This is a genomic window from Vibrio sp. RW (assembly GCF_027587105.1).
Taxonomy (GTDB): Bacteria; Pseudomonadota; Gammaproteobacteria; order Enterobacterales; family Vibrionaceae; genus Vibrio; species Vibrio toranzoniae.
Genome location: NZ_JAPPTM010000007.1, coordinates 126,698 through 153,022 on the forward strand (window position 1 = coordinate 126,698; position 26,325 = coordinate 153,022).

General features: G+C 41.9%; 22 protein-coding genes and 1 pseudogene. 8 read left to right on the forward strand and 15 right to left on the reverse strand.

What is annotated here, in order from left to right; all coding sequences use genetic code 11:
* The first annotated feature begins 375 nt into the window (after positions 1-375).
* Positions 376-1,830: an FAD-dependent oxidoreductase gene (locus OCT63_RS08525; RefSeq protein ID WP_161684383.1), complete on the forward strand. Its 1,455-nt coding sequence runs from the start codon at positions 376-378 to the stop codon at positions 1,828-1,830.
* A 145-nt stretch (positions 1,831-1,975) separates the two neighbouring features.
* Here the strand turns inward: OCT63_RS08525 and OCT63_RS08530 are convergent, their stop codons facing one another.
* The 3 genes from OCT63_RS08530 to OCT63_RS08540 all read right to left on the reverse strand — a co-directional run bounded on the left by OCT63_RS08530 (position 1,976) and on the right by OCT63_RS08540 (position 4,532).
* Positions 1,976-2,926: a biotin-dependent carboxyltransferase family protein gene (locus tag OCT63_RS08530; protein WP_161684385.1), complete on the reverse strand. Its 951-nt coding sequence runs from the start codon at positions 2,924-2,926 to the stop codon at positions 1,976-1,978.
* On the reverse strand, positions 2,919-3,668 hold the full coding sequence (locus OCT63_RS08535; protein ID WP_161678314.1) for a 5-oxoprolinase subunit B family protein: 750 nt from the start codon (positions 3,666-3,668) through the stop codon (positions 2,919-2,921). The genes OCT63_RS08530 and OCT63_RS08535 overlap by 8 nt, the downstream gene beginning before the upstream one ends.
* A 120-nt stretch (positions 3,669-3,788) precedes the next feature.
* On the reverse strand, positions 3,789-4,532 hold the full coding sequence (locus OCT63_RS08540) for a 5-oxoprolinase subunit PxpA (RefSeq protein ID WP_161678313.1): 744 nt from the start codon (positions 4,530-4,532) through the stop codon (positions 3,789-3,791).
* Positions 4,533-4,928: 396 nt separating this feature from the next.
* Between OCT63_RS08540 and galE the strand changes: the two genes are divergently transcribed.
* Positions 4,929-5,942 (forward strand): UDP-glucose 4-epimerase GalE, encoded by a 1,014-nt coding sequence (gene galE / locus OCT63_RS08545; RefSeq protein ID WP_161684388.1) that lies wholly within the window; start codon positions 4,929-4,931, stop codon positions 5,940-5,942.
* 347 nt (positions 5,943-6,289) lie between these two features.
* Here galE and OCT63_RS08550 read toward each other — a convergent pair whose 3' ends face one another.
* Entirely contained in the window at positions 6,290-8,428 is a 2,139-nt protein-coding gene (locus tag OCT63_RS08550) for a TonB-dependent hemoglobin/transferrin/lactoferrin family receptor (RefSeq protein WP_161674223.1), read from the reverse strand.
* A 224-nt stretch (positions 8,429-8,652) separates the two neighbouring features.
* On the opposite strand from OCT63_RS08550, the gene OCT63_RS08555 reads away from it, so the two are divergent.
* On the forward strand, positions 8,653-9,540 hold the full coding sequence (locus OCT63_RS08555) for a LysR family transcriptional regulator (RefSeq protein WP_161684390.1): 888 nt from the start codon (positions 8,653-8,655) through the stop codon (positions 9,538-9,540).
* Here the strand turns inward: OCT63_RS08555 and OCT63_RS08560 are convergent.
* The gene (locus OCT63_RS08560) at positions 9,529-12,213 is read right to left on the reverse strand and encodes a bifunctional acetate--CoA ligase family protein/GNAT family N-acetyltransferase (protein WP_161684392.1); all 2,685 of its coding nucleotides are present in this window, start codon (positions 12,211-12,213) and stop codon (positions 9,529-9,531) included. The genes OCT63_RS08555 and OCT63_RS08560 overlap by 12 nt on opposite strands.
* A 216-nt stretch (positions 12,214-12,429) precedes the next feature.
* Here OCT63_RS08560 and OCT63_RS08565 point away from each other — a divergent pair, with 216 nt between their 5' ends.
* Together OCT63_RS08565 and OCT63_RS08570 are read left to right on the forward strand one after the other, a co-directional pair.
* Positions 12,430-12,981, forward strand: coding sequence for an SPOR domain-containing protein (locus tag OCT63_RS08565; RefSeq protein WP_161684394.1), 552 nt, complete (start codon positions 12,430-12,432; stop codon positions 12,979-12,981).
* 180 nt (positions 12,982-13,161) lie between these two features.
* The gene (locus tag OCT63_RS08570; protein WP_161684396.1) at positions 13,162-14,157 is read left to right on the forward strand and encodes a D-alanine--D-alanine ligase; all 996 of its coding nucleotides are present in this window, start codon (positions 13,162-13,164) and stop codon (positions 14,155-14,157) included.
* A 136-nt stretch (positions 14,158-14,293) separates the two neighbouring features.
* Here OCT63_RS08570 and OCT63_RS08575 read toward each other — a convergent pair whose 3' ends face one another.
* Positions 14,294-15,262 carry a tyrosine-type recombinase/integrase gene (locus OCT63_RS08575; RefSeq protein ID WP_161684398.1) on the reverse strand — a complete coding sequence of 323 codons (969 nt, stop codon included), beginning with the start codon at positions 15,260-15,262 and terminating at the stop codon, positions 14,294-14,296.
* A gap of 100 nt (positions 15,263-15,362) precedes the next feature.
* Between OCT63_RS08575 and OCT63_RS08580 the strand changes: the two genes are divergently transcribed.
* Positions 15,363-15,731 carry a DUF3319 domain-containing protein gene (locus tag OCT63_RS08580; RefSeq protein WP_017058288.1) on the forward strand — a complete coding sequence of 123 codons (369 nt, stop codon included), beginning with the start codon at positions 15,363-15,365 and terminating at the stop codon, positions 15,729-15,731.
* Between the two features lie 3 nt (positions 15,732-15,734).
* Complete coding sequence (gene yciH, locus OCT63_RS08585; protein ID WP_050649524.1) at positions 15,735-16,046, forward strand: stress response translation initiation inhibitor YciH; 312 nt, start codon at positions 15,735-15,737, stop codon at positions 16,044-16,046.
* A 764-nt stretch (positions 16,047-16,810) separates the two neighbouring features.
* Here yciH and OCT63_RS08590 read toward each other — a convergent pair.
* From OCT63_RS08590 to OCT63_RS08600, 3 genes are all read right to left on the reverse strand, one after another.
* The gene (locus OCT63_RS08590) at positions 16,811-17,458 is read right to left on the reverse strand and encodes an ATP-binding protein (RefSeq protein WP_269983574.1); all 648 of its coding nucleotides are present in this window, start codon (positions 17,456-17,458) and stop codon (positions 16,811-16,813) included.
* On the reverse strand, positions 17,433-17,921 hold the full coding sequence (locus OCT63_RS08595) for a hypothetical protein (RefSeq protein WP_161684402.1): 489 nt from the start codon (positions 17,919-17,921) through the stop codon (positions 17,433-17,435). The genes OCT63_RS08590 and OCT63_RS08595 overlap by 26 nt, the downstream gene beginning before the upstream one ends.
* A 354-nt stretch (positions 17,922-18,275) precedes the next feature.
* Positions 18,276-18,485 carry a hypothetical protein gene (locus tag OCT63_RS08600; protein WP_060466751.1) on the reverse strand — a complete coding sequence of 70 codons (210 nt, stop codon included), beginning with the start codon at positions 18,483-18,485 and terminating at the stop codon, positions 18,276-18,278.
* Positions 18,486-18,944: 459 nt separating this feature from the next.
* On the opposite strand from OCT63_RS08600, the pseudogene OCT63_RS08605 reads away from it, so the two are divergent.
* Positions 18,945-19,511 (forward strand): annotated as a pseudogene (locus tag OCT63_RS08605) (GGDEF domain-containing protein); the annotation flags it as partial.
* Between the two features lie 758 nt (positions 19,512-20,269).
* Here OCT63_RS08605 and OCT63_RS08610 read toward each other — a convergent pair.
* The 6 genes from OCT63_RS08610 to pntB form a co-directional block, all read right to left on the reverse strand.
* Positions 20,270-20,422 (reverse strand): YoaH family protein, encoded by a 153-nt coding sequence (locus OCT63_RS08610; RefSeq protein WP_004731009.1) that lies wholly within the window; start codon positions 20,420-20,422, stop codon positions 20,270-20,272.
* 41 nt (positions 20,423-20,463) lie between these two features.
* A complete protein-coding gene (locus tag OCT63_RS08615; RefSeq protein WP_161684404.1) occupies positions 20,464-21,612 on the reverse strand; it encodes a conjugal transfer protein TraF in 1,149 nt (382 codons plus the stop codon).
* A gap of 50 nt (positions 21,613-21,662) precedes the next feature.
* Positions 21,663-22,550, reverse strand: a complete 888-nt coding sequence (locus OCT63_RS08620; protein WP_161673573.1) for a DUF2861 family protein — start codon at positions 22,548-22,550, stop codon at positions 21,663-21,665.
* Positions 22,550-23,209, reverse strand: a complete 660-nt coding sequence (gene vxrB / locus OCT63_RS08625) for a response regulator transcription factor VxrB (protein ID WP_017058282.1) — start codon at positions 23,207-23,209, stop codon at positions 22,550-22,552. The genes OCT63_RS08620 and vxrB overlap by 1 nt, the downstream gene beginning before the upstream one ends.
* Positions 23,184-24,656, reverse strand: a complete 1,473-nt coding sequence (gene vxrA / locus OCT63_RS08630; RefSeq protein WP_161684406.1) for a sensor histidine kinase VxrA — start codon at positions 24,654-24,656, stop codon at positions 23,184-23,186. The genes vxrB and vxrA overlap by 26 nt, the downstream gene beginning before the upstream one ends.
* Before the next feature lie 282 nt (positions 24,657-24,938).
* Entirely contained in the window at positions 24,939-26,318 is a 1,380-nt protein-coding gene (pntB, locus tag OCT63_RS08635; RefSeq protein ID WP_161673578.1) for a Re/Si-specific NAD(P)(+) transhydrogenase subunit beta, read from the reverse strand.
* Positions 26,319-26,325: the final 7 nt, after the last annotated feature.

Consider the following 26,325-nt stretch of genomic DNA (forward strand, 5'->3'; position numbering starts at 1 on the left):
CAGCATTTTTTAAAACTAATTGTGCAATTATGCCGATTTAATGAACAACGGTTAGTCCCTGTAAACAAAGGGTTTGCGCAACTTAGCAAGAACGTTATCAACAGTTATCCACAAAAACGGTGGATAACTTTAGGGATAAGTTAGTGCCTGTGTTTTAAGAGTGCTGAGACAGCCTTTATGTGGCGTCACTTAGGGCAAATCTGGCTGTTAGAATAACCTTTCCAACTCTATCTGGGGTTATTGAGTCAAGAGGTTATTTATATTTTTTACATAGATATTAATTAACACAAAGCTAAGACCTTGATAAAAATGTGTTTTAATTCATCGCAGAACAAAAGTAGAATAGCGTCAGTTAATCTTATTCTACAGAACACGATGAACCACAACAAAACGGATAAAAATCAAGCTTCTATTACCATTGTTGGTGGTGGTATTGCGGGGACAACAAGCGCTATTCACTTTAGTGAGTTGGGCTTTAACGTCACTATTTTGGAAAAAGGGCCGAGTTTGGTTAATGGCCCGCCAATTTGCCATTTACACGCTGGTGGCAATTTGTATCGAGATATTTCTGTAGAGCAATGTCTTCAATTGCTCATACAGTCAATTGATACCGTCCGCCTATTTCCTCACACGATCAATATTCGACCGACAGTCATTGCTGTTCCGCATAGTGATGGAGGGGAACCAATGGATCTTCTTCCTCGCCTCAAGGTAATTAAGGATGCTTATGCTGAGCTTGTTAAACAAGATAAAAGCAACCAAGTACTTGGTGACCCTGAAGAGTACTACAAGCTCTACAACAAAGAAGACCTGTTAGAGATAGCTGAAAGAACTCAGCCACTAAAACCAATGTCACTCGATGATTGGTGTATTCCTTTTGCTAAACATACTGATTTAGACACGCTCAAATATCCTGTCGCCATGGTTCAAGAGTATGGATGGAGTGTATTTCGACTCTCTGCGACCGCTCAACTATCTTTAGGCCAGCAGCCTAATTGCACAGTATTAACCAACAGTCGCTTAGAATCCGTTGAAGCGATAGAGCAAGGTTGGTCTTTGACTTATACAGACCATGAAAATCAAAGCCATATTTTAACAACCGACTATTTGATTAATGCGAGTGGTTTCGAGACCGGTATTGTTGATGACTTTGTCGGTTCTAAGCAGCAAAGGCTTGTTGAATTTAAAGCCGCCTACGTCACAGAGTGGCCTTACTCACAAGAATGTAAAGAAGAGTGGCCCGAGGTTATCTTCCATGGCCCGAGAGGCACACCGCAAGGCATGGCTCAATTAACGCCGTATGCTGACGGCGTGTTTCAACTCCACGGTATGACAGAAGGGATTACTCTGTTTGAGGGAGGGTTGGTTTCCTCTTCTACAGACTCATCACAACCGCTGTTGCCGTCTAAGCTGTTAAAGAAAATCGTATCAGGTTGGAGTGAAGAGCAACTTGAATTGAGAACTCGCGCGGCAATTAACCATATGTCTCAATTCATTCCAAGTTTCAGCTCTGCGCAGGTTGGCGGTAAACCTTTGTTCGGTGCACAACAAATACCAGGAACCGACCCTAGCCTTAGGGCGTCAGATGTTTCATTTTGTGGTGATCGTTATGCTCGACTTGAAGTGGTTAAAGCCTCTTCAACATTAGAGGCCGCGCAAAAAGTTGCTGAGCAATGGTTTGATATTACTGAAGCCGTATCGATTGAAGATACCCACTCCGTGACAATGTCACTCAATGTGAATGATATTGAGAACAGGGCGATAGGCTTGACCAAGGAGCGAGGTTATCCAGACGCACTTGCTAAGGTATCAGGACAAGAACACTGTTAAACAACGCTCTAATTCGCTTAATACCTTTCCTAATACAAGATCTCAAAAAACACAATCCAGCTTACTATTTACAGTAAGCTGGATTTTTCAATTTAACGTCCTATTTGGTTATCTTAATAGAGGAGTATCCATCCAAAGATGTGTATCAATAACCAAAAAACTTCGCCCACTGACACCACAAATCTTGTAATCCCAATCGTTCGCCTTTACTAAAAGATATCTCATGGCCAGGTTTAGCTTGTGCTAAACGCGGTAAGTCGATTCTTGCAACGCAGCCAATCTTCGGATAACCACCAATAGTTTGTCTGTCATTGAGTAACACGATAGGTTGCCCGTCTTGTGGGATTTGAATCGCCCCAAGTGCAATGCCTTCCGACAGTAAAGAAATATCTGGAGAAGTAACCACGTCGCCATTAAGTCGATAACCCATTCGATTCGAGTTTTGGTCAACGATGTATTGAGTGTTGTAGAAGGTCTCTTTTGCTGACTCTGTGAATAGCTCGTTTTGATAGCCTTCAATCACGCGTAAATTGACTGGCAAATTGTAATCGGGTTTGTAACGAAAGGTGACGCTCAGAGCCTTAAAAGGGGTAGAGAGGTCATGTTGAGTAAAACTTATCTTTTGGCCTTTTTGGCAAGGTTGTCCGTCTTGCGTGAGACCTCCAATTTTTTCTCGCGTCACAGTTGAGCTGCTATTAAGAGTATTGGGAACGTTGAAGCCACCTTTAATCGCCAAATACGCTCGCAACCCATTCTTAGGCAATCCAAATGAAAGAACTTGTCCTTTAAAAGCTTGAAAAGAGCTCCAATTATCCAGCGGGCTACCGTCAAGTGTTGCTTGTAAATCCCCCCCGCAAATTGCCATCTCGCAATCGAAGTCAACTTTTAAAACACATTGCCCAAGGGTTATTTCTAACGCAGCTTGGTTAACGGTATTTCCTAGCAGGTAATTGGCCCAACTATAAGAGTAATCGTCAACAGGGCCACCTTGCGTTAACCCTAGATGAGCAACACCAAACCGTCCGAAATCTTGAATCAAACTTAATGGGCCTGGCTTGATGACTGTAAGGGTTGGTTTATCTAGTGATTTAGCCAAATGTGTTACCCCCACTAAGTTCAACAAATTCTTGTTTAGAGATCGCTTTGAAGCGGACAATATCACCAACATCAAGCAGAGAAAGCGGTCGTTGTGTAACCTCTGCATGTTTTAACTGGCTGTGTTCAAACAGCGATAATGGACAGTTGCCAATAATATTCCAACCGCCTGGTGAATCCGATGGGTAAACCGCGGTTTTGGAGTCTGCAATCGCGATGCTGCCTTTAGGAACGCTTAAACGTGGTGTTGAGTGACGAGGTAAAGCCAGTTCACTAACCACATCCGACATAAAAGCAAAACCGGGAATGAATCCTATCGCACTGACATTGTATGTCTCTGAGGTATGATATTGGATGATATCGTCCAGAGATAAGCCTTTCTCTTGATATCTACCTAAATCGAGTGCTGTTTCAGGTGAATAATAAGCGGGAAGCTCAATAATATTCGTCGCCGTATCGGTGGTATTTGAAAATGAGGATAAGGCCTGAGTTAATAGTGAGCTTAGCTGTGTTATCAACTGCTGTTCTGAAATTCGATAAGGTAGATAATCAACTAATATGGTGTGGTAGGCCGGTGTCACATTCATCAACACGGGCGTTAGATTCTGGCGAATAACATCAGAAAAGTGCGCTATATACTGCGCATCGATAGCACTAGAGTGAGGGTTTAAAGGTATTAGCGTAACGAGAACACTGCATTCAGCAACGGGGTCTATATTGAATTCAATCTGATTTTTCGTCATTTCCTTTCCATACATTTATTCCAACTTCCATGTTTAGAGCAGTATCAGCTTGTAAGTTGTTCTTAGCCAACGAGTAGAAATTCGTTCAAGTCACACTGGTATAAATTGAAAGCATTGATATTAATTAAAAGCGTTGAGGTCTTGTCGGATTCTTCTGATTAATGCGATAGATTGAGGGTTATCTCCGTGTACACAGATGGTATCAGCTTCAATAGGCAGTCGTTCCCCCTCAATAGTTGTGACGGATCCATAGTTAATGATTTGCATGACTTGGTTATAGATATCGTCTTGATTCACGTACACCGAGCCTTTTTGTGTGCGAGGTGCTAACTGCCCGTTGTTCAAGTAAGCTCGGTCTGCAAATGCCTCGAACAAAAGTGGTAAGTCATGATCATCAGCGATGTCTAAATATTGTTGGTTGTCAGACGAAGAAAGAATCATGAGAGGGATATTAAATTCAGCCACCGCTTGAGCGACTGCATTAAAAACATCAGTGTTTGCCATCATATCGTTATAAAGGGCACCATGAGGTTTCACATACCCAACCGAGGTATGATGGTAGCGGCAAAGGGCTTGTAAGGCTCCAACTTGGTAACACACTAACTCACTGATCTCATCCATAGTATGTGGAATGGAACGACGTCCAAATCCAACTAAATCTTGGTATCCTGGGTGAGCACCGATTTGAGTATGGTAGTGCTGAGCAAGTTTGATGGTTTTGGACATTACGTGTGGATCCGATGCATGAAAGCCACAAGCGATATTTGCCATATCGACCCATTCCATAACCGATTCATCATCACCCATTTTCCAATTGCCGAAACTTTCTCCCATGTCACAATTAAGCAAAATCTTCGTTGGCACTTATGTAATCCTTTAAGTTGTGGTAGTTAGGAGCTGTCGACCTTAAAGACGTTCGTATAAATAGCACAATTAAACAGTGATCTAACTCAAAATTTTAACACTCCCAACCCATTAACACCTCATTAATACAATGTTAAAACTTCAATAAAAAATGTCTGGTCACTAAGGCGTGTTGACCTTTCGTGGTTAAATTTTGTTCGAGATAAAAGCGTTTTAATCGCGGCGAGGGGGAAGTAACCGTGATCTACGGGGAGTAAGCTATCGAACAAAACACATAAGAACGGTCAGTTTGTGTTCTCTTATGAACATCAAAGAGATCGAGGTTTGTGGCTCCGCTCTAAATTGCGGTATCATAGGCTATAAGTTGAATATTTCTAATAAAAAGGTCTACTAAGCATGAATGTTTTAGTCACAGGTGGCATGGGCTACATTGGCAGCCATACAAGTATCCAGATGATTAACGCAGGAATGACGCCTGTACTTTTCGATAACTTGTACAATAGCAAGCCAAGCGTTCTTGATCGCATCGAGAAAGTATCTGGCGTTCGCCCTAATTTCATTGAAGGCGATATTCGCGATAAAGCACTTTTGACTGAAGCGATAAAGCAGAACAATATCGAAGCGGTTATCCATTTTGCAGGCCTAAAAGCAGTAGGCGAATCGGTTGCTAAGCCTCTTGAATACTACGACAACAATGTGAACGGCACTTTAGTTCTTGTTGATGCTATGCGCGAAGCTAATGTAAAAACCTTAGTATTCAGTTCATCAGCAACGGTCTACGGCGATCCTGCTAGTGTGCCAATTACAGAAGACTTCCCAACAAGCGCGACTAACCCATACGGCCGCAGTAAGCTAATGGTTGAAGAGTGCTTAACTGACTTTCAAAAAGCAAACCCAGATTGGAGCATTACACTGCTGCGTTACTTTAACCCAGTAGGTTCACATCCAAGTGGCGAGTTAGGGGAAGACCCGCAAGGTATCCCAAACAACCTAATGCCATTTGTCTCTCAAGTTGCAGTAGGCCGACGTGAGTTCCTATCGGTATTTGGTAACGATTACCCAACAAAAGACGGTACTGGCGTTCGTGATTATATCCACGTTATGGATCTATCTGATGGACACATCGCAGCTCTTGAAAAAGTAGGGCGCAAAGATGGTCTTCATATCTACAATCTTGGTACAGGCAACGGTTCAAGCGTACTAGATATGGTTAAAGCGTTTGAAAAAGCGAGCGGTAAAGAAATCCCATACAAATTGGTTGAGCGCCGCCCTGGCGATATCGCAGAATGCTGGGCAGATCCGGCTAAAGCTCAGAAAGAACTAGGTTGGAATGCGACACGTACACTGAATGAAATGACCGAAGATACATGGCGCTGGCAGTCAACAAACCCTGATGGTTTCCCGGGCTAAACGAGTAGTTTCATGGTCAGTTAACATACAAAAAGATGCTTTAGGGCATCTTTTTTGATCTAACAAGAATAAAAAACAAACTTTTCGGTTAAAATGTATCATTCTTTATTTGTTATGTTAGTATACGCGCGAATTATATGTTTAATGTTAATTTTCCTTGGAGTTAATCATGGAACTAGGCCTAATTATCACTTTCATCATTGCTGCTACAGTAATGGTTAAGAAAGAAATGGCAGAAAAGTAAGACATAATTTCACTTATTCCTTTTTGATACAATTTTTAGTGAAATAGATAAAAGCCAGCATTAAGCTGGCTTTTTAGTTTCTGCAATTTAGGTTTGTAACAAATTAGAATTCGTAGTTTGCAGATAAGCCCCAGTTACGACCAGGTTGAGACTTAATGTCTGTATTGAATTGAGAATCGTGCGCGCTACCAGACATGTCGCTGTACAACCAGTACTTCTTATCTAGAGCGTTAAATAGACCAGCTCGCAGAGTTAAATCTGTCATCGGGCGGTAATAAGCCGTCAAATCAACAACTGTGTATCCAGATATATCTACATTGTCGTCAGAGTTCCAATCATCCTTCGAAGCAACCATTTTTACATTCAAAGCTGAACCGAAGTTATCACGTTCAATACCTAATCCAATTGTACTTGTTAGAGGTGCAACTGAATCAATTGATTTACCCGTCGACTTGTCTTCGCCATCTGCATAAGCAACAGCTAAGCGAGTGTAAGTTCCGTAAGGTGCATCAAACAGAGTATCAAGATTAATGGTTGACGAGAATTCAGCACCATAGATAGTTACTTCATCTAAGTTTTCTTTCGTAAATACGTCTTTACCACCTTGCTCACCTGTTTTCGTTTCGTTGATGAAATCAGTGTAGTCAGTGTAGAACGTGCTTAATTCGAAGCGAGCATATTGGTTGCTACCACGCAGACCTAGCTCATAAGAAAGGCTTCTTTCTGCTTTCAGGTTAGGGTTTGCCTCTACGATAGCACCTTGATTATAGAAGTAGTAAAGGTCATAAACAGAAGGAGCTTTGAAGCCTTGACCAATCTGACCAAATACAGACAAGCTATCGTTGATGTGGTAAACCGAACCTAATTTGGCAGTAAATGCATCATCTTCATTCTTGTCATATTCAGTCGTGTAGCCATCATCTGTTGATGGGTCAGCAACAAATGAGTCGTAACGAAGACCACCAGTTACAATCAACTTATCTTCCATGAAGAACGCTTGATCCTGAACAAACACACCCCATTGAGTAATTTTCGCATCTGGGATACCCGTACTACCTGGAGTAACGGTGCCCTGGTCAAACTTATAATCGGTGTTATCTAACTCAAAATCATTTTGCAGGTAAGTGAAACCATACGTAAACTCGTGGTCAGCACCACTAATATTCACCAACTTAGAAAGCTGTGTATCGACTTGCATGTTCACATCTGATGCATCACGCTCACGAAGTCGACGGCCGTTAAAGCCTGTTGTATCGTAGTTTTTATTCAGAGTACTTGAATCTTGGTAGCTTAAAGACCAGTCCAAAGAATCTGCAATAGAAGAGTTCAGTTTAAGCTGCTGATCCAGTGTTGCACGGAAGCGTTTATTGTTGTCTTCATTGTAGTTATCCGTGTATACAAAGCCCGGCATCAGCGTATAACCATTGTAGTTCAACTCGTCTTCATCATATTGACGCTGATAATGCTCTACGGTTAAGCCGATCTTGTTTGAATCCGATACGTTATAAAATGCTTTGGCTAAGAAGTTGCTCAGTTCGGTATCGGCAGGGTTAGCGGCACCACGGTCAGGGCCTTCGATATCACTTCCTGACGAATGCGTTTCAGTTTCATGACCTTGAGCGTATGTCGCCATTACGATAGTTTCTAGCTTGTCTTTACGCATAGCCCAAGAAAGGGTGTTCTTAAACTGTTCATCAGCAGAAGTGTAACTAGATTTGATGCCAAAACGGTTTTCATCGCCGTCTGTTCTAAGCATATCCTCTGGGTTCTTTGTTCTTAACAGTACAGCACCGCCAATAGCGTCAGAACCATAAAGCGTAGAAGCAGGACCTTTATTCACCTCGATCACACTCAATGTGTCTACTTCAATCGCATTCGAATATTTACGTTGTTCAGATGCACCTGGATTATATGGAGTAGGTTGTTGAACACCATCGACCATCAATTTAACGCGGTCACCTTCAACACCACGAATGTTGAAGCCCGAAATACCAAAACGGCCACTACCTTGAGCTTCTACACCCGGAGTGTACTGAAGTGCTTGCTTTATGTCGTTAGACATTTGATTATCAATATCTTCCGAAGATACTGATTCAATAGAGCTTGAAACATCTGCTTTGCTTTGTTCAGTACGAGTTGCCGATACAACAACCTCGTCAAATAGGGCATAATCTTCAGCAAAGGCTGAGGTTGATGAAAGCGCTAAAACGATTGAAGCAGAGAGTAGGGATTGCTTATACATCTGATAGTTACCTTAATTCCATAGTATTATCTTGATTTGCGAAAGATAATATTGGATCTAAATGATAATTACTATTATTTGCATTTAATTAATTTTTATTTTTATCAACTGATTCATGATTAATATTCTTAAATATCTGTATTAAAAAGACTTTTACAGTTCCATTCACGTGGCGAATGCTTCTGTTTTTGTGACTAAAGTCTCATTTGTAAAGTAGGAAAGCTATGCATAGCCCAATAACACTTGAAGCATTACACATATTAGATGCCATAGAGCGACGTGGAAGTTTCGCCGCTGCGGCAAATGAAATGGATAGAGCCCCTTCATCACTCAGCTATCAAATTCAAAAGCTAGAGCAAGACTTAGACATCATGATTTTTGATCGATCCGGCCACCGTGCAAACTTCACGGAAGCGGGGCAATTGATATTAGAACAAGGCAGAGTGATTCTTGGGGCGACGGAAAAATTAGTAAACGAAGCCAGTATTCTTGCAAATGGTTGGGAGCTCGACTTAACAATAGCCTTTGATGGTATTATTCCGGTTGCTAATTTCTTCCCACTCGTGGATGAGCTAGGAAAAATCAGTAAGACACGCGTTCGATTACAAGAAGAAATCCTTGCCGGTTGTTGGGAATCACTGACCGATGGCCGCGCAGATTTACTGGTTTGCCCAAAAATCGACACTATTCCAAATGACATGAAAAGTGACGTAATTGGTAAAATGGAAATGGTTTGGGTAGCGTCATCAAAACACTACGTTCACAAACGTTCAGGTGAATTTGACCAGAAGGCAAGAGAAAGTTACAGGGTAATTGCAATTGCGGATACAGCCCGTGATCAACCAGCATTAAGTATCAATATTTTAGAAAAACAACCACGACTCACCGTGACAAGCTTTTCTTCAAAAGTAGAAGCGTTAACCACTGGTTTAGGTATTGGTACTTTGCCAAGTAGTGTTGCTGACCCTTTGATCGAGTCTGGCGTACTACAGAAAATTTCAGGGACTGAGCCACAACCTATCGATATCGTGATGGCTTGGCGACGCAATAAAATGGGCGACGCCAAATCTTGGTGTATTCAGCATCTTAAAAAGACATGGTCACTCAAATAGCGGTAACACCATATCTGCAGTACCATCTTCAAAACTGATATCTAGCTTAAAACCGAGTTTTCGAGCTAGTGTCAGCATTCCTCTATTGGTTGGCATTGTCATGCCAGACATTTGTTTAGTCTGTTTTGCTCGGCAGTAATCGATTACCTTAGTCATCAAAATCCGACCTAAGCCGGCGCCTTTCAAATCAGAGCGTATCAATATTGCAAACTCAGCGTCTGTGTTCTCTGGGTTTATCAAGGCTCTGGAAACACCAATGATCGCAGGAAGGCCTTGCTCCTTACGCACAACAACAAATGCAATTTCTCTATCAAAATCGATCTGAGTAAAATTCGCCAATGCCTCGTGATTGAATTCACCGACATCACTAAAGAAGCGTTTATAAAGATCTTCTTTGGAGACCCGGTTAATAAAGTCTGCGTGAAGCGGCTCATCTTCCGGAAGGATAGGGCGTAGCAGCACCTCAGTACCGTCTCTCAACTGTATTGTCTCTTCAAGTTCAACTGGATATGGGCGAATCGCGAGTCTTTCTTGTGGATCTCCCTCATACGCTTTCAAAATAATATCGGCGTCCAATATAGTGAACTTGTCTCCATTGGCAAGCACTGGATGAATATCCAAATCATGTATCTCAGGACAATTAACCACCATTTGAGATATACGAACTAATAGTTCAGAAAGCCCCTCAATATCGATCGGATTAGGCAACTTTTGCAGGCGAATCTTGCCACTCTTTATCGCTCGAATAATCAAGTATCGAGCCAGTGTCATGTTAAGCGGTGGGAATGCAGCTGCCGCATCAATGGATTCATCCCATTCAGATCCACCTTGACCAAGCAGAATAATTGGTCCAAAGGTTTCATCGGTTGTTACTTTCACGCGCAGCTCTTGACCACCGGCGAGCTTGGCCATTCCTTGAATCAACAAACCATGAATATGAGCGGTAGGGAACGACAATTGCGATCGATCGAGAATCGCTTGAGCCGCATTTGCTACCTCACTGCTGTTTCGCAGATTGAGCATCACACCTTGTACATCTGACTTATGTGCGATGTCTGGTGAACGGAGTTTTACTGCAACGGGATAACCAATCGTTTCTGCAATATGTACCGCCTCGCTTGGGTCAGAAGCGATCCAAGTCGGAAGAACATCCAAATTGAAGTGTCTAAAAAATTGGCTGTTTTGATGGGTATCAAGACTAACTGTATCTTTATCCAGTAGTTGGCGTTTGATCCAATTCTTCGCATCTGCCAAGTCTTCAATGTGTACTTTTTCTGCAGTCGTTGGGGTTTCCATTAACTGACGCTGGTTGCGTCGGTACTCGACCAAGTGCATGAAGGCAACCACAGAACTCTCTGGCGTTCGATAGGTAGGAATTCCCGCTTCAGTAAACAGCTTTCTCGCGGGCCGGGCTGTTAATTCGCCAGACCAATTAGTTAAGATATTGAATCGTTTGTGGCGAGGGTGCTTCTTGATCACTTCAATAATTCGTTCCGCTGTTTGAGCGGAATGCGCGACAGCAGAAGGGCTGTGCATGATAAGAATGGCATCAGCTTCGTCACCATCAAGCAGTATGTTGATAGTATCGATATAACGCTGATCGCCGGCATCACCAACAATATCTATAGGATTGCTATGGGACCAACTCGCTGGCAAAACTCTGCTTAATCTATCAAGTGTTTCATCGGATAATTCTGCTAACTTACCGCCACGATCAAAAAGCGTGTCTACAGCCATAATCGCAGGGCCTCCACCATTAGTGACAATAGCGAGACGCTCACCACGCAGTGGCACCGAATGAGTCAGTGTCTCTACCGCGGCAAACAACTCATGTAAGTTCTTAACTCTCAGCATGCCACTGCGTCGGATTGCCGAATCGTAAATAATGTCTAGAGTGTCTGCACCACCAGTATGTGCCATAGCAGCCGCTCTTCCTTTCGCTGTTCGACCGCCTTTTAATACTAGGATTCGTCGGTTACGCGACGCTGCACGTGCTGCAGAGATAAAGCGTCTTGCATCCGTAATGCTGTCAATGTAAAGCAAGATCGCTTCGGTGTGAGAATCGGTACTCAGATAATCTAAAAGCTCTGAGAATTCAATATCACTGCCATTACCAATTGAGATAAACGCAGAGAAACCAATCTGTTTGTCGTTCGCCCAATCAAGAATAGTGGTACAGACTGCTGCGGACTGGGAAACAAACGCGATTTTACCGGGAAGCGCAGTAACAGGAGAGAAAGAGGCATTTAAGTTTAGCCATGGAACAATAATCCCTAAGCTGTTTGAACCGAGCACGCGAATATTGTGTTTTTTGGCAATCGCTAGGCATCTTTCATCAAATGTCTCACCATTATCGCTTAGCTGTTGCATATCGGAGGAAAGTACAATTACTGACGCGATGCCTTTCTCGGCCAGTTCTTCAAAAATGGCGACGTTGCGTTTCGCATTCGTACACAAAATCGCAAGGTCTGGAACGATAGGTAGGGATAGAATTTTCTTATAAGAGAGTACGCCAGCCACTGAATCGTATTTCGGTGTAACTGGCATCACCGCACCTTTAAAATCCCCGTGCAACAAATTATTCATAACAATATAGCCCGCACGCATTTCTCGTTGCGAAGCGCCGACAACAGCGATAGAGCGGGGTTTAAGTAGGGGATCAAGATGATTCATAGACATATCCTAGCAATGCACGTAAGTTCATCGTAACTTACTTTTCACTGATAGGTTGATGGCAAATCCACCGAATTCAGATGAATAAGCAAACACTGCATAAAGTTTGTGAAATAGGTCACCCACTAATGGTGTATAATCTCAAAGTTAACTTGATTCTAAACCGACGTATCGGCATGATTTATAGTAATTATTATTAAGGACATAGAGCTTTCCATGAAAAAAATTGCAATTGCGACTTTGCCTCTGCTCTTGGCTGCATGTGTATCTGAAAACTACATTACGGATGTGACTTCAGATAGCTATCAAGAAGAGTACAAAACTGCCAAAGTTGAAGCTCCAGTTGTATCTCAATCTGAGCAAGCAGTCGTTGTAGAAGAGAACGTTGTTAACGTTATCAGAACAGAACCTGTCACCCAACCAGCTAAGGTTAAGCCAGTTACAAACGTGACGGGTCCAACGAAAAAACAACAAGACATGAATCAACGCTTTGGTTATACGGTTCAAGTTGTTGCTGTTGGCAGCCAAAGTAAAGTCGACTCTTTCGTGAAAATGCTACCACCGACTTCTCAACCCGTTTGGGAAAACTACAAAATGGTTAACGGTACTAAGTGGTTTACCGTACTTTACGGTGACTACGCAACACGCTTAGAAGCTAAAAAGGCGATTTCAAAACTGCCAACCACTTTTCAAAACTTAAAGCCGTTCGTTAAAAGCATTGACGACATCAAGAACTCTGAATACCCAACGCTTAACAAGTTAAACTGAGTTTTGATTCATAAAAGAGGGAGCAAATGCTCCTTCTTTTGTTTTAAGACTATCGATTTTGTTTAATAGTTAATCGCTCGATCTTTCGAACGCAATTTTAACAATCAAAACACTGTACCTATCTCGACTTTTGTTTATCATTGAAGTCAGTACTCCTAGTTTCAAGGATCGATTTTACCCATGAGCACCACAAACATTCTTCTACTTTGCGGCGGTGGATCTTCAGAGCATGAAGTGTCTTTAGTTTCAGCTAATTACCTTTTTGAACAACTCAATAGCGTTGCAGATTTTAACGTTGTAAGAGTTGAAATTAAGAGTGAAGGCTGGTGTATTGATTCCGGTGAATTAGTTTACCTTGATATTAATGAGCAAACTCTACGTGGCGACAATATAGAATCAAAAGTCGACTTTATTGTGCCGTGTATTCATGGTTTCCCAGGTGAAACGGGTGATATTCAGTCACTGTTTGAAATGGCTAAACTTCCATACCTAGGTTGTGGCTCTGAAGCAAGCAACAACAGCTTCAACAAAATCACATCAAAACTTTGGTATGACGCACTTGGTATTCCAAATACACCATACTTATTCTTATCTGACAACACGGAACAAGCTCATTCACAAGCGACTCAAGCTTTTGAAAAGTGGGGAAAAGTGTTCGTGAAGGCTGCGCGTCAAGGTTCTTCTGTTGGTTGTTACCAAGTCAACAAAATCGAAGATTTAAGCGAAGCGATCAACAAAGCATTTACGTTCTCAGATCAAGTACTTGTTGAGAAATCAGTCGTACCACGAGAACTAGAAGTCGCTGCCTATCAAATCGACGGTGAGCTGCATATTAGTAAGCCGGGCGAGGTGATAGCACCAAACGGCGCATTTTACTCTTATGAAGAAAAGTACAGTGCAGACAGCCACTCAATCACTGAAGTTGAAGCAAGTAACCTGACTGATGAACAATGTGAATTAATCGCAGACAGTGCGCGCAAAGTTTTCACTCAAATGAAGCTGCGTCACTTATCTCGAATTGATTTCTTCTTAACCCAAGATAACGAAATCTACCTGAACGAAGTAAATACTTTTCCAGGTATGACTCCAATTTCTATGTTCCCTAAAATGGTGGAGCATAATGGACACAAATTTAGTCAGTTCTTAGAGAACTGCGTTAGAACGAGCCTTGCTTAGTTTAGTAATCGTTCTTCCTGTATTTGAATCTGACAACATAATGCCTTGAGCTTTTCTGCCAAGGCATTATTGTTTTTAGAAGCCGATTTTTTTAACGCCGACGATGCTACTAATTTACTGGCTTGACGACAAAAGTCTATTGCCACGGTATTAAGGCTTTGAATTTCATTTTCTCCTTCTCCGCTGTGCCCGTATACCCCACATATTGCGCAGGCATGGCAGGGCTGAGCCAACGACCAAAATCCTGAATCTCTTTTACCTTAAGACCTTGTTTAGAAAGCTCTTGTGCAGCACCAACACGAATCGAGTTGCCTGAGAAATGGTGGCTTTCCGCCAGTTGTAGTAAATCGCTTGCTCTGCGCAAGATTCGATAAATAGACGAATCATCCAAAGGTTGACGTCCAATGTTTTCATGCTTATCTATTGCACGGAACACAGGCAAGTCCTCTTGTGACCCAGCAAACGAAAGCCAACGCTCAAGTGCGACACTCGCGACTTGTGAAAGCTGGTATACAGAATGTTTAATCGTGATCTGATAATCACTATCGGTTCTCTCAACATCGGTGGTTGATAACAGCTTAAGTTCTGAACGCTTTAAAGCACACTCGAACATCACATTATAAATGGCAATGTCACGAACCTCTTTTAAGTTGGCCTTGTCATGCGAAAGCAATATGTTTAATTCAGTCAGGTGTGCAGATGTCATGGCGTTGGTTTGTTTAGCATCACCGGCCATTCTTGCTTGCAAGTGGAGTAGAGTAAAGCGAACTTGTCGGTGTTTGATAGGGTTAGCGAAGCCAAGCACAATGTGCAACAAACTAAGCGTTGCAGTGTAACGTTTTAGAGAGGCGTATTTTCTGTCATTGGATTCAGTCTCTAAAAAGCGACGAATAGCCGTAACAGAAGCTGGAAGTGTATTGATACGGTTTTTAGTACAAAACGCGTGGTAGCGATTCCAGTCACTGTAGATGCCTAAAAGTGAATTGCGCGAGTATTGGTATCCTGTTAATTCATCTATAATTTCAATTGACGCATTGCTGTTCAACTTTTCAACAAACAAATTAACTGTCACAGAATCAGATAAAATAGGGACTTTTTTTCTCAAATTACCGTACCTTAACAGGTGTTTTTACCATATTATGCTTGATATCATTAAAAGTATACTTATGATTAATATAGTGAAAACAAAAAGATGATCAATAGATATGGCTAATTCAATTTACCGAAGCGTCCATCTTCAATCGATAGATGCTAATCACACGGTTTGGCGTGCGAAGTTAAAAAACAATGTTATTCAAGGTAACCTAGCTGCTGTTAAGAAGAGTATTGATTGGTGGATTGAAACCGCTTCTATTATTGATCCAAAAGAATTCACAGCGTTAAATAAGTCGAGAGGAACTGGTGGCTCGACTGAAAACTTCAACGGCTACCAAATCAAGAATGACACCGGTGAGCCTAATGCGTGGTATTGCATGTTTAACGGACGCCTAATTAAGGGCGGAAAAATTGCAATTCAGCGTCATATAGAAGCTTACTTACTCGCAAAACAAAAAGCAGAGCAACAAAAGAAGTAAATTATGAGCCTAGTATATTCAACAGAAACAGGTCGTATTAAGCCTGAAGAAGAGAAAGTCCAACGTCCTAAAGGCGATGGTATTGTTCGAATCCAAAAAGAAACCAAAGGCCGTAAAGGCAAAGGTGTTTCTGTCGTAACTGGCTTAGACCTAGATGATGCTCCATTGAAACTAATGGCTGCAGAACTTAAAAAAGTTTGTGGCTGTGGCGGCTCGGTAAAAGATGGCAACATCGAAATTCAAGGTGATGCTCGTGACAAGATCAAAGCGCACCTTGAAAAGAAAGGCTACAAAGTTAAGTTCTCTGGCGGTTAATCTATACTAATATCAGGGCTAAAATCGAAGATTATTATCACTGGATATTAGGTATTTTATGGTAAATATCCAGTATGGTTAAATACACAATACAAAAGCAGGGCATCACACAAAGAGTCCTGCTTTATAAAGGCTAACCTTAATTTAACATAATATACATAATACGCACATAAGGCGTGAGCGCAAAGTTGTAATGTCACTATGTTCCAAAGTTATTCTTATCATCGTTTCCTCTTAACCCCTTAATACAACTGGCGCCTCAAGCATATTGAGTTCACCAGCATTCTCTAAACACTCTTTTAACTCAATTATTATACGTGTGGCCAACATCTACATGATTCGCTTACACAAAGCCGATCAACGAGAACATTTGCTCCGTCTGTCTAAATTACAGCTTCTTGCACTAATGATTCACCGCGCTGTGTGTAAACCTTGTGGGCATTGCTGTCGTTTCTTTTTCAGATTTCACACACGCCACCATGTTTCTTGTTGGCTACACACGTTGAATTCTGTTTTGTGTTATCCACTAAACCAGTTAAGTTCTCTCACACGAGTTCGTCTGTAAGTTTTCATACTGAGTTTTTTAAACCAAACTTACAGCTTGCTCTAAATTTGTGTTTGTTGGTTAGATTATTGGATTGCTCTTTGTGTTCCTCAGATCTAAGCAATGTCATGAACAGATATGTTCACATGGGCTAAAAACATTTACGCTCGCAGTTACTTGACCTTAAAACCACTCTCAAACACTTGGTGTATTTAAAACATTAGTGGATTTTAACTTCAAAAGAATTTAAGAAAAGCCCCTTATTACGAGGTTGTATTGGTGTGCTGGTAACAATCACCTCAAAATCATGAGCATCAGATACTATTTTAAGTACATACAATCCCAGACCACTGCCTTCAACGGCCATTTCACGGGCTTTCTTAGTTCTAAATCCACGAATAAACAAGCTATCAATTTCGGACTGAGGAATTTCATGCCCTACCGAGTTCACTTTCATCTTTAAGCTATCACCAATTTCATCAAATAGAATCTCAACATCACCAGAACGCTTGTACTTCATAGCATTCTGTATCAATGAAAGAGGTATAATTTTAAAAGACTCGTAAACTTTGTGCTTATTTTCGACTCTCCCTCGGATTACCACATTGGCACGACTTTTATTCGCAACAGAATGGCTCAACACTAACTTTATTTTATGCACCATGCTGTATAGATCAGCATATTTCTTTCGACCAAACTTGGCACTTTCTGGATTAAAATACAAAGCAGTTGTATCAAGAGAATCGAGTAACATTACGCTTGTTTTATACAAGCTTTTTAAATCATCTGACGCATTTTCAAAAGCAGAAACCTTTGAGGTCGTACTTTTGGCTAAAAGTCGTTCATAGCTCTCGAATTTTAAATTCATCAATTGGCTTATTTACAGTAGCATCTGAAATTCGGAAGTAGTCATTCAACTCCGTATGGAAGTAACCTGAAGACACTGCTACAACAGGAATTAAAGGGCGAGCCTCTTTTATTATTTTTATTAACTTAGCACCACCTTCATCTAGATCTTCCCTGACGACACCTTTTACATCGAGAAGTAACAAGTCGTGATTTATCAAATTTTGCGCATCAGTAAATGAAACTGATTCATACTCATGAACGTTAAAGCCTAAGTCTTTGATGTATTGTATTGGATAATTGCCTATTTCATCATCGACAATTGCGATTCTAAAGTCAGTTCGAAGATGTAGCTTTTCAACATGAGATTGAACACTAAACTTTTTGAAGCGATTGGTTACAACCTCTCGCGGAACAACCCAAAAGATAAATCCTAAAAACAAACTAGCTAACGCTAGTACAATACCGAGTTCTGTCGCGTCCATTCTGATCCAGATAAATAATAAAAGTATGGTAGATCAGCATATGAACCTTCACATACACTGATAAATAAAAACAAGTCAAGCTAACAGGAAAACGCCGTGTTCAAATTGACGATTTTCTGGCTAGCCTGATTAGTGGAATGAATTATAACCATTAACCTCATTTATAACAGTGATTTAAATCATTAGCTGTAAAACTAGGTGCTGATAGTACAGTCTCTTACACAGGGGATACAAAAAGAGCCACTTTTATAAGAAAATGGCTCTTTTGATTAGTGTGGTTTATCGGCGTTTTTGTAGCGTTTTCGTGTAGTGTTCGCCCTCACCACTCGCCCATTTTTGAGTGTGTATCCTTTCTTAAGTTGGTCGTTTGGTCGGCGGCCTTTGCACTTGTGTCCTTTCATTCGGTATCTCCAGTTTTCGTATCCGTTGCTCTTGGTCCTGTTGCACTCGTTTTATCCAGTTGATGTCCGTTTTCAAAGCTGCAATCGCGCCAAGGCTTGAGACTCCACCTGTAATAAGCGCAATGATTAACGGATTGAGGAACGCAATTACTTCGTTATCCATCGAGATGCGTAGTATTCAAGTAGGTATCGCACTATGGCGCGTAATTGGGAATGAAAGACAAAATGAGTGGTACGAACGCTCTCATAGACAACAAAGTGTTTCGATAAAATTGAGCTTAAGAAGTGACACTGCAACATAAGTACCCTCCACTTTAATTGATGAACAGTAAAGTGGCCTCGTGACTCGTTATCACAGCAAGCCATAAAACTCGCACACACTACTCTTATTACAACAAACCGAGCCACTTTAAGTTTAACTGTATAAATATACAGTTAAATTATCACCCCCGAAAAAACCGCACTTATTGAGCAAATAACATTCAGAATCAAGGGTCTGCGTTCAATATTTAAACTTGAATTTGGTCTAATGGTGCGCTTTCCTGTATAACCGTCAGTTCTGGGTCTAGCAATTTTATCAATGCTAATGCTCTAATCTCCGATTGCGCCAAGTCTAAGGCATTGCGCATTACACATCGCACAGCGAAGCAAAACGCGTGCAGCAGAGCAACAACGCTATTTAACCCAAGAAATTGAAGAGCTAAAGGTAAAGGCCACAACCGATCCGTTGACCGGATGTAGAAACCGAACCGAAGCGTTAGATACCTTCTATGATTTCGAATGGCTGGCGCAACAAGGAAAAACGATTCACATTGCGTTGTTTGATTTAGACCATTTTAAGCAGATCAATGATCAACATGGCCATGAAGCCGGTGACAAAGTACTTATTCAGTTTGTCGCAACGACGAACGAGAGCCTTGGTGAGTAGTACTTGCTTTATCGCTGGGGTGGTGAGGAGTTTCTACTCGTTTGCCTGGAACAAACTGCGCTACAGTGTAACGAATCTATCGATGATTTTTACCTAACAATGGACCAAAGCCCTTGGCCTAAAGCGCTTCAAGTAACGGCTTCGACCGGAGTAACGCAGCTTAAACAGCATGAATCGATACGTACTGCCATCAAACGTGCAGACAAAGCGCTTTACCAAGCTAAAGACAACAGACGAAACCAAGTCGTTACGTTTGATTAAAGTTCGCTAGATTGGACTGCAGTTACATATTCAACTCTCTGCTAATACGCAATCAATACCCTGTCGATATCTACTCTCCACTTAAGCAGCCGTTAGATTTTTAACCGCTGACTAAATAAGCTTTATTGTCTCATCAGAGTTCTAATCGATTCGCCCCCCTAAGCGCGCTCTCATCATCTGTAATAACGTCATCAATGGCATTCTCCGGTTGATACGTATCGTTACTGAATCGCTCTATAAACAGCTCTTTCTTACGTCTCTATGCTTCTCCTAAGCACTTGTTCTTAAAGTCACATATTTGGGAGTAAAGCTTGCTCTAAGCAGTGGTAAGTCACTCGAGGTATCGGTTTTGAACATTACCGTCGTTACTTATCTCGCGCTGTTCTTAGATGAAATCCTCATTTGTCTGCTTCTGAACATTCATGCACTCGTATCCGCTAAAAACAGAAGTCACAACGTCACTAGCCTTAAAAAACACCATAGATTTAACCACTTAGATATAGTGACATAAATACTGACACCTAAAGTGACAGATGTTTTACTTTCAGACTTCTATGTAGTTTAATTACAAATAGAAAGGAAGAAAAGCCACTACAGTGGATTGCTCTGATGTAACTAACTGAATAAGCTGAATTTAACAGTTTTGGACAGGTCAGGATTTAGGATGAATAAAGTATTGGTATGAACGAGATAATATATTAGAAGGCAATGTATTTAGTTATAGTGCATTAAGTGAGTAAAAAAGAAGGGCTTATGCCCTACTCTTCTTTATTACTCATTTCTTCACGAATTTGCTCAGCGACGATTTTGATAGCTTGTGCTGTACTGATGCCTTGAGTCATCATTTCTTGGATACGTTCAACAGCTTTCTGTTGTTCTTCGTGAGAAAGGGTTGGTAAGTCGTTTAGCATGCTCTGCTCCTTTGTTTAGGAGCAGAACTATATAAGGACTGTTAGTAACTAGCAAGGAAATTGATTGAAGCACCCATAGCATTTTCATTCGTGTAGTTAGCACTTAGATCTAACTGGAACAAGTTGAGTGGCGAGATACCAATACCGGCTGTGACTGTTCCTTCTGAATCAGAGTAAGCCAAGTTCTTGTAGTACCCTCCCCTTAGCTTAAGCTGACGTAGCAGGTCGACTTCAGTACCCACACGAATCATCTGCTCGTTATCATCAAATGAGGTGAACTTTTCTGTCTCATTCAAATCGTAATCAACGCTTAATGTAAAGTAGTCCGACACGATACCAGCACCAACGGTATAAACTGGCTCAAGTTGGTAAGTGTATTTACCACCGACTTGGTGAGCCGCGCCGCTTGTGCTACTGGTTAACGTTCTAGTTGTATCTTTAGTTTCGATATCTCTAGAGATCAAGTTGGTTGCCGCAACACCGACTCGGAATGGACCGAAGAACCAAAGTGCACCAGCATCCATGTTGAAAGCTGTTTCACCGTCACTGTTTTCTCTTACGTCAGACAGGTCGTAATCATTAACTGAAGCAACATAGTTGTATGTATATATACGTTGGATTTTAGGTGTAATACCAAATGAAATGTGTTGGCCCATGAAGGTTTGGTATTTAGCAAGAGAAAGGCCGACTTCGGCTACGCCGATTGAAACCGCTTCAACGGTCGACAACTCCACTTTGTCCGTATCGGAACCGGTTGTGTAAACATCAGGCGTCGCAAAAGATTCAGTGTAAGCTTTAGCAAATAGGTTTGCAGCAACAAACTGGTTAGGAAGTGCAAATGCTACAACACCACCAAGCTCTACATTAGCTTGGTTGCCATCAAGTCTATTAAGCGCCGCATCTAAGTCAGCAGTATTTGAAGCGTCAATAACACTATCGATATTCGATTTCATATCGTTAGGATCATTATAATTACCACCAAAGCTTGGCGTGATCATGCCCATGTCATCGTTACGACGATAGATTGCAACCAGTGCTGGGTTATAAAATGGAGCGGTTAGGAAGTTTGCAGAAACAACACCAACACCACCCATCGCATCACCACGCGCTTCAATGGCGTAGTTGGCTGCTGAAAGAGGAAGACTGGCGAATACAATTGACGCTGCGAGTAGTTTAGTAGTTTTTTTCATGCCGTTTATCTTTGTTAGATCCCTTACATAGTTAACGGCTCAATTTTAAATTACTTTAACTCTTCTTCGCTAGAAATATCATAAGTTTTACTGATAGTTTGTGCTTGTTCTATCGCTATGTCGCCCTGCCAGCGATAATGCACCATTGAAATGGCCAAAACATAGCGATCATTGGGTAGCTCTTCACCTGTGAGGTTCATCGGATAATCAGATTCGTAGCTCTTACCCCACACCTGTTCATAGTGCTCGTCGATATAATCGTACAAACCGACTTCAAGCTTAGGCAGTGGACAATAAGGGTTAAGGAGCTCTTTTTTATCGATGCGCCACGTGTCTTTAGATGCCCAGCGAACTTGCTGACGCATGGCGACCTCACCAAGAATAACCCAAGTGCTCCAAGAATTACCGCCATCGCCTTTTACGCTTAAACGATATAAACCAGAGTCGAGTTGAGACGCTAAGTTATAACGCTTGAGATATAAATTGACTGAAGCATTGTTAACGACTTCGCTTTCTTTAGTGAATTCACTATCAGACGAAACAACTTTATCGACCCACTTCTCGAAGGTGATATCTTGAATGTTGTTATCAGATTCAACCTCAATCGCAACACGAAATGTATCTCGCCCTGGGCTTTGGATAATGTGCCTTTTTACGACCACCGAACTGACCCAATCGGGTAGTGTCTTTTTTGTGAGGGTTTTACCACAATCTTTATTCAACGCTTGGTCGAACAGCTCATTTAGGTGATCTTCTCGAGACTGAGAAGCATTGATTTGCCAAACTTCCACTAATGAATCAAACATAAGGGATAAGTCATTATCCAATAGATGTTTGTGCACTTGAGTTAGAGCATCGCTATTTTTAAACCAATCTGTTGCTTGCGCGGTATTCACCACGCAAGACAACATTAATAGTGGGAGTAAGGCTTTTTTCATTACGCTTTCATCTTGTAACCAACGCCACGTAGCGTTTCTATTTCTAGACCCGGCAGTTTCTGTCTAAGTTGCAAAACATGGGTATCGACTGTACGTGTTGTTGGAAAGTGGTTGTAACCCCAAACGTGGTCAAGCAACTCGTCACGGGTGAATACGCGGCCAAGGTTACTTGCCAAGAACAATAACAGGTCAAACTCTGTGCGCGTTAACGTGACTTCTTGCTCGTTAAAAAACACTTCACGAGTCGCTTTATCGATAACAAGATTTTGAGCGATTACTTTTGATTCATCCTGCTCTTCAGCGTCTGGTAGGCGAAGTTGAGCACGAATACGAGCAAACAGCTCTGCTTCTGCAAATGGCTTTGTTAAGTAGTCGTTCGCACCTGAATCGAGACCCGCTACTTTGTCTTTTACTGTAACGAGTGCTGTCAGCAAAATTACGGGGATATCTTTCTTTTTCTTCCAACCGGGAAGAGCATCTACTGAGTCACCATCAGGAAGCTGACGATCTAGAATCACTAGATCCGCTTGCTCCCAATAGGCATCAACTTCAGAGACCAGTTCTGCATGCAAACATTCATACCCAGCTTGCTCAAGGCTAACTAATAGACCGTCAGCTAAATTTTTATCATCTTCAACGAGAAGCAATGTCTGTTTCACAAGGTATCTCCAAAATAAATGTTGTTGGGGGGCCGATAAGCGTCATGTGACCGCCCATTTTTCCGACCATAGATTCCACTATCGTCAGACCTAAACCGAGTCCACTCTTACTAACGAATGGCTTTCTTAGTTGCCCCCAATCTTTGCGGGACAAGTCTCCATTATCTATAACTTTGAATGTCAGCTTCTTGTCAGAAGTATTCAGTTCTAGTATCACTGGTGCGACACCGTATTTAACAGCATTCCTGATCAGGTTATCGATGCACGTCCCTAACCAATATACGTTCACTTTTGCGGCAATATCTTTATTCACACGGAGTTCAATTCCCGGAGCGAATTCTTCTTCAACTTTGTATTGAAGCCACTCTTCGACACTTGGTACCCATTCAGTTGCGAGCGGTTGATTATCTGACTGCAAATAGTCTTTACTTGCTTCAGCTAACTGTCTTAAACGACGAGTATCTTCACACAACCTACGAAACTCATCATAAACCGATTCTGGTAAGTGTTCGAATTCGCGTCTGAACCCTTCAACTGTCAATGATAAACTCGCAATCGGTGTTCTTAATTCGTGCGTTAAAATTTGAAGAACGAGCATGCGGCTCTTCATCTCTTGCTTCTTGCTATTCCAACGATATACGGCCCAACCGAGTACAAGCATGATGTTGGCGATCACCAAGATAAACATCGCGATTTGCAGCAGCTCTGAATGATCTTCTATTTCCCAACAGACGTTACCGCGTTGGACAAAACAGCTATTGTCTTCTGAAGATAAACTGAACGATAATCCAGCAGCCGTTGCATTTTCGTTCCACACAGATTCGTCATACAGATAATATCTGTCGCCGCGCTTCACCCACATTTCATCAAGCTCAACAAACATGCTTGCGCCAGCTAACAGCGCCGCTATGGCTTCATTGTCCATTTTTTGTAAACGAGATAACAACTCATCATCTTCAGTATTTGGCCGCTCTTGAATATGCATAAAACGCTTCAAAGAGTCGAACTTTTCCGGGTACTTCTCAACATAACGTGCCGCATAAGAGCCACCACCAGGGTGAATCAAGCCACTACGGCTAAACCAGCGGTCTGAAAGTTTGGTGCCTTTACACATCGCCCGGGTAAAAACCAACGGCTCTGTGATCAAAGGGCTTAACGGAAGCTTTCCGCTACATGTTTTTGATAACTGATATAAGCGTTGGATATCTTTTAATGGATACTCTGCTGTTTGCGGCAGCATTGAAGATGGCATGATCAAGCGAGTTGGATAATCAGCCTGAAGCAGTCGAATGTCATAAGATTCAACTGCCGTTTCATGATCAAAAAGTTTGGTGAAGTTATCGATACGCTCAGGCAAAGAATCAGCAAATGCGTTTACTGAAACTGACAACGTAGCAATAAGAAGCGTAAATTTTCTTTTGATGATCACAAACCAGCGCAAATTCATATAGATCAGACAAATATATACCATTCGCTATCAAAGATAAATTTTTAAGCGCATGAAAAGCAGTGAAAGCAGCGAATATCAATGATTAATTCCATCATAATATAGATACATTGTACGGGTGTACCAGAGCGTTGATTTAATAATCCAGCAATCCAAGCGGGTGTGCGATTACGTAATTTCTTTCCAATCGTTTATGAATAATGGTCAACGATGACTTTTACCGATCAAAAAAAGGAGCTCAAATGAGCTCCTTTATTTTAAAAGTGTTTGTCAGACAGGTCTTTATAAGTGTTCTAGAATTCCTAGACAGCTCTGTTTCGCATCACCAAACAGCATCTGTGTATTCTCTTTAAAGAACAGTGGGTTTTGCACACCTGCGTAACCTGTGTTCATCGAACGCTTGAACACGATAACGTTTTGAGCATTCCAAACTTCAAGTACTGGCATGCCAGCAATTGGGCTGTTTGGATCTTCCAGCGCTGCTGGGTTTACAGTGTCATTCGCACCAATAACCAATACCGTATCTGTCTCGTCAAAGTCATCATTGATTTCGTCCATTTCAAGAACGATATCGTAAGGTACTTTTGCTTCAGCAAGCAGCACGTTCATGTGACCCGGTAACCTACCAGCAACAGGGTGGATACCAAAGCGAACGTTAATACCTTGTGCTCTTAGCTTCTCAGTGATTTCATGCACTGGGTATTGAGCTTGGGCTACTGCCATGCCATATCCCGGAGTGATGATGACTGACTTAGAGTTCTTAAGCATGTCAGCCACATCTTCAGCTGAGGTTTCACGGTGTTCGCCCTGCTCTTCATCGCCACCAGAAACTGTGACTTCTTGGCCAAAGCCACCAGCGATAACACTAATGAACGAACGGTTCATTGCTTTACACATAATGTACGACAAAATGGCACCTGACGAACCAACGAGTGCACCGGTTACGATAAGCAAGTCGTTCGCAAGCATGAAACCTGCTGCCGCCGCTGCCCAACCAGAGTACGAGTTAAGCATAGAAACCACTACAGGCATATCTGCACCGCCAATCGATGCCACTAGGTGGTAACCGAATGCAAACGCGATCAATGTCATCACCATAAGTGCGAACATGCTGCCGTCTGCTTTCACGAACATGATCATTAACAATGTAGAAACCACAATAGCCGCTAGGTTCCACTTATGCTTATGAGGGATATTCAGTGCCGACGAAGAGATAACGCCACGAAGCTTACCAAACGCAACAATCGAACCAGTGAACGTAACCGCACCGATAAACACGCCAAGGAACACTTCCACTAGGTGAATCACATGCTCTGCGTGTGTTGCCGCTTCAGGAGCATCAATGTAACTGTTGTAACCCACAAGTACCGCTGCCATACCCACAAAGCTGTGCAGAATAGCCACTAGCTCAGGCATTTCCGTCATTTCAACTTTCTTAGCGTAGTGGATACCAATACCACCACCGATCACCATTGCGATGATTATCCACACAATACCTGTAGAGTGAGGGCCAAAGATCGTCGCGATCAATGCAATTGCCATCCCCGTAATACCGTAATAGTTACCTGCACGTGCAGATTCCTGTTTCGATAATCCAGCCAAGCTCATGATAAAGAATACAGCAGCAACAATATAAGCTGCTTGTACTAATCCTTCAGACATCTGTTAC

What these genes read in the sequence shown, in the direction of transcription:
- OCT63_RS08525 (WP_161684383.1), top strand. Translation starts at nt 376, where the DNA reads ATGAACCACAACAAAACGGATAAAAATCAAGCTTCTATTACCATTGTT.
- OCT63_RS08535 (WP_161678314.1), bottom strand. Translation starts at nt 3,668, where the DNA reads ATGACGAAAAATCAGATTGAATTCAATATAGACCCCGTTGCTGAATGC.
- galE (WP_161684388.1), top strand. Translation starts at nt 4,929, where the DNA reads ATGAATGTTTTAGTCACAGGTGGCATGGGCTACATTGGCAGCCATACA.
- OCT63_RS08550 (WP_161674223.1), bottom strand. Translation starts at nt 8,428, where the DNA reads ATGTATAAGCAATCCCTACTCTCTGCTTCAATCGTTTTAGCGCTTTCA.
- OCT63_RS08555 (WP_161684390.1), top strand. Translation starts at nt 8,653, where the DNA reads ATGCATAGCCCAATAACACTTGAAGCATTACACATATTAGATGCCATA.
- OCT63_RS08560 (WP_161684392.1), bottom strand. Translation starts at nt 12,213, where the DNA reads ATGAATCATCTTGATCCCCTACTTAAACCCCGCTCTATCGCTGTTGTC.
- OCT63_RS08565 (WP_161684394.1), top strand. Translation starts at nt 12,430, where the DNA reads ATGAAAAAAATTGCAATTGCGACTTTGCCTCTGCTCTTGGCTGCATGT.
- OCT63_RS08570 (WP_161684396.1), top strand. Translation starts at nt 13,162, where the DNA reads ATGAGCACCACAAACATTCTTCTACTTTGCGGCGGTGGATCTTCAGAG.
- OCT63_RS08580 (WP_017058288.1), top strand. Translation starts at nt 15,363, where the DNA reads ATGGCTAATTCAATTTACCGAAGCGTCCATCTTCAATCGATAGATGCT.
- yciH (WP_050649524.1), top strand. Translation starts at nt 15,735, where the DNA reads ATGAGCCTAGTATATTCAACAGAAACAGGTCGTATTAAGCCTGAAGAA.
- OCT63_RS08590 (WP_269983574.1), bottom strand. Translation starts at nt 17,458, where the DNA reads ATGAATTTAAAATTCGAGAGCTATGAACGACTTTTAGCCAAAAGTACG.
- OCT63_RS08595 (WP_161684402.1), bottom strand. Translation starts at nt 17,921, where the DNA reads ATGGACGCGACAGAACTCGGTATTGTACTAGCGTTAGCTAGTTTGTTT.
- OCT63_RS08600 (WP_060466751.1), bottom strand. Translation starts at nt 18,485, where the DNA reads ATGGATAACGAAGTAATTGCGTTCCTCAATCCGTTAATCATTGCGCTT.
- OCT63_RS08610 (WP_004731009.1), bottom strand. Translation starts at nt 20,422, where the DNA reads ATGCTAAACGACTTACCAACCCTTTCTCACGAAGAACAACAGAAAGCT.
- OCT63_RS08615 (WP_161684404.1), bottom strand. Translation starts at nt 21,612, where the DNA reads ATGAAAAAAACTACTAAACTACTCGCAGCGTCAATTGTATTCGCCAGT.
- OCT63_RS08620 (WP_161673573.1), bottom strand. Translation starts at nt 22,550, where the DNA reads ATGAAAAAAGCCTTACTCCCACTATTAATGTTGTCTTGCGTGGTGAAT.
- vxrA (WP_161684406.1), bottom strand. Translation starts at nt 24,656, where the DNA reads ATGAATTTGCGCTGGTTTGTGATCATCAAAAGAAAATTTACGCTTCTT.
- pntB (WP_161673578.1), bottom strand. Translation starts at nt 26,318, where the DNA reads ATGTCTGAAGGATTAGTACAAGCAGCTTATATTGTTGCTGCTGTATTC.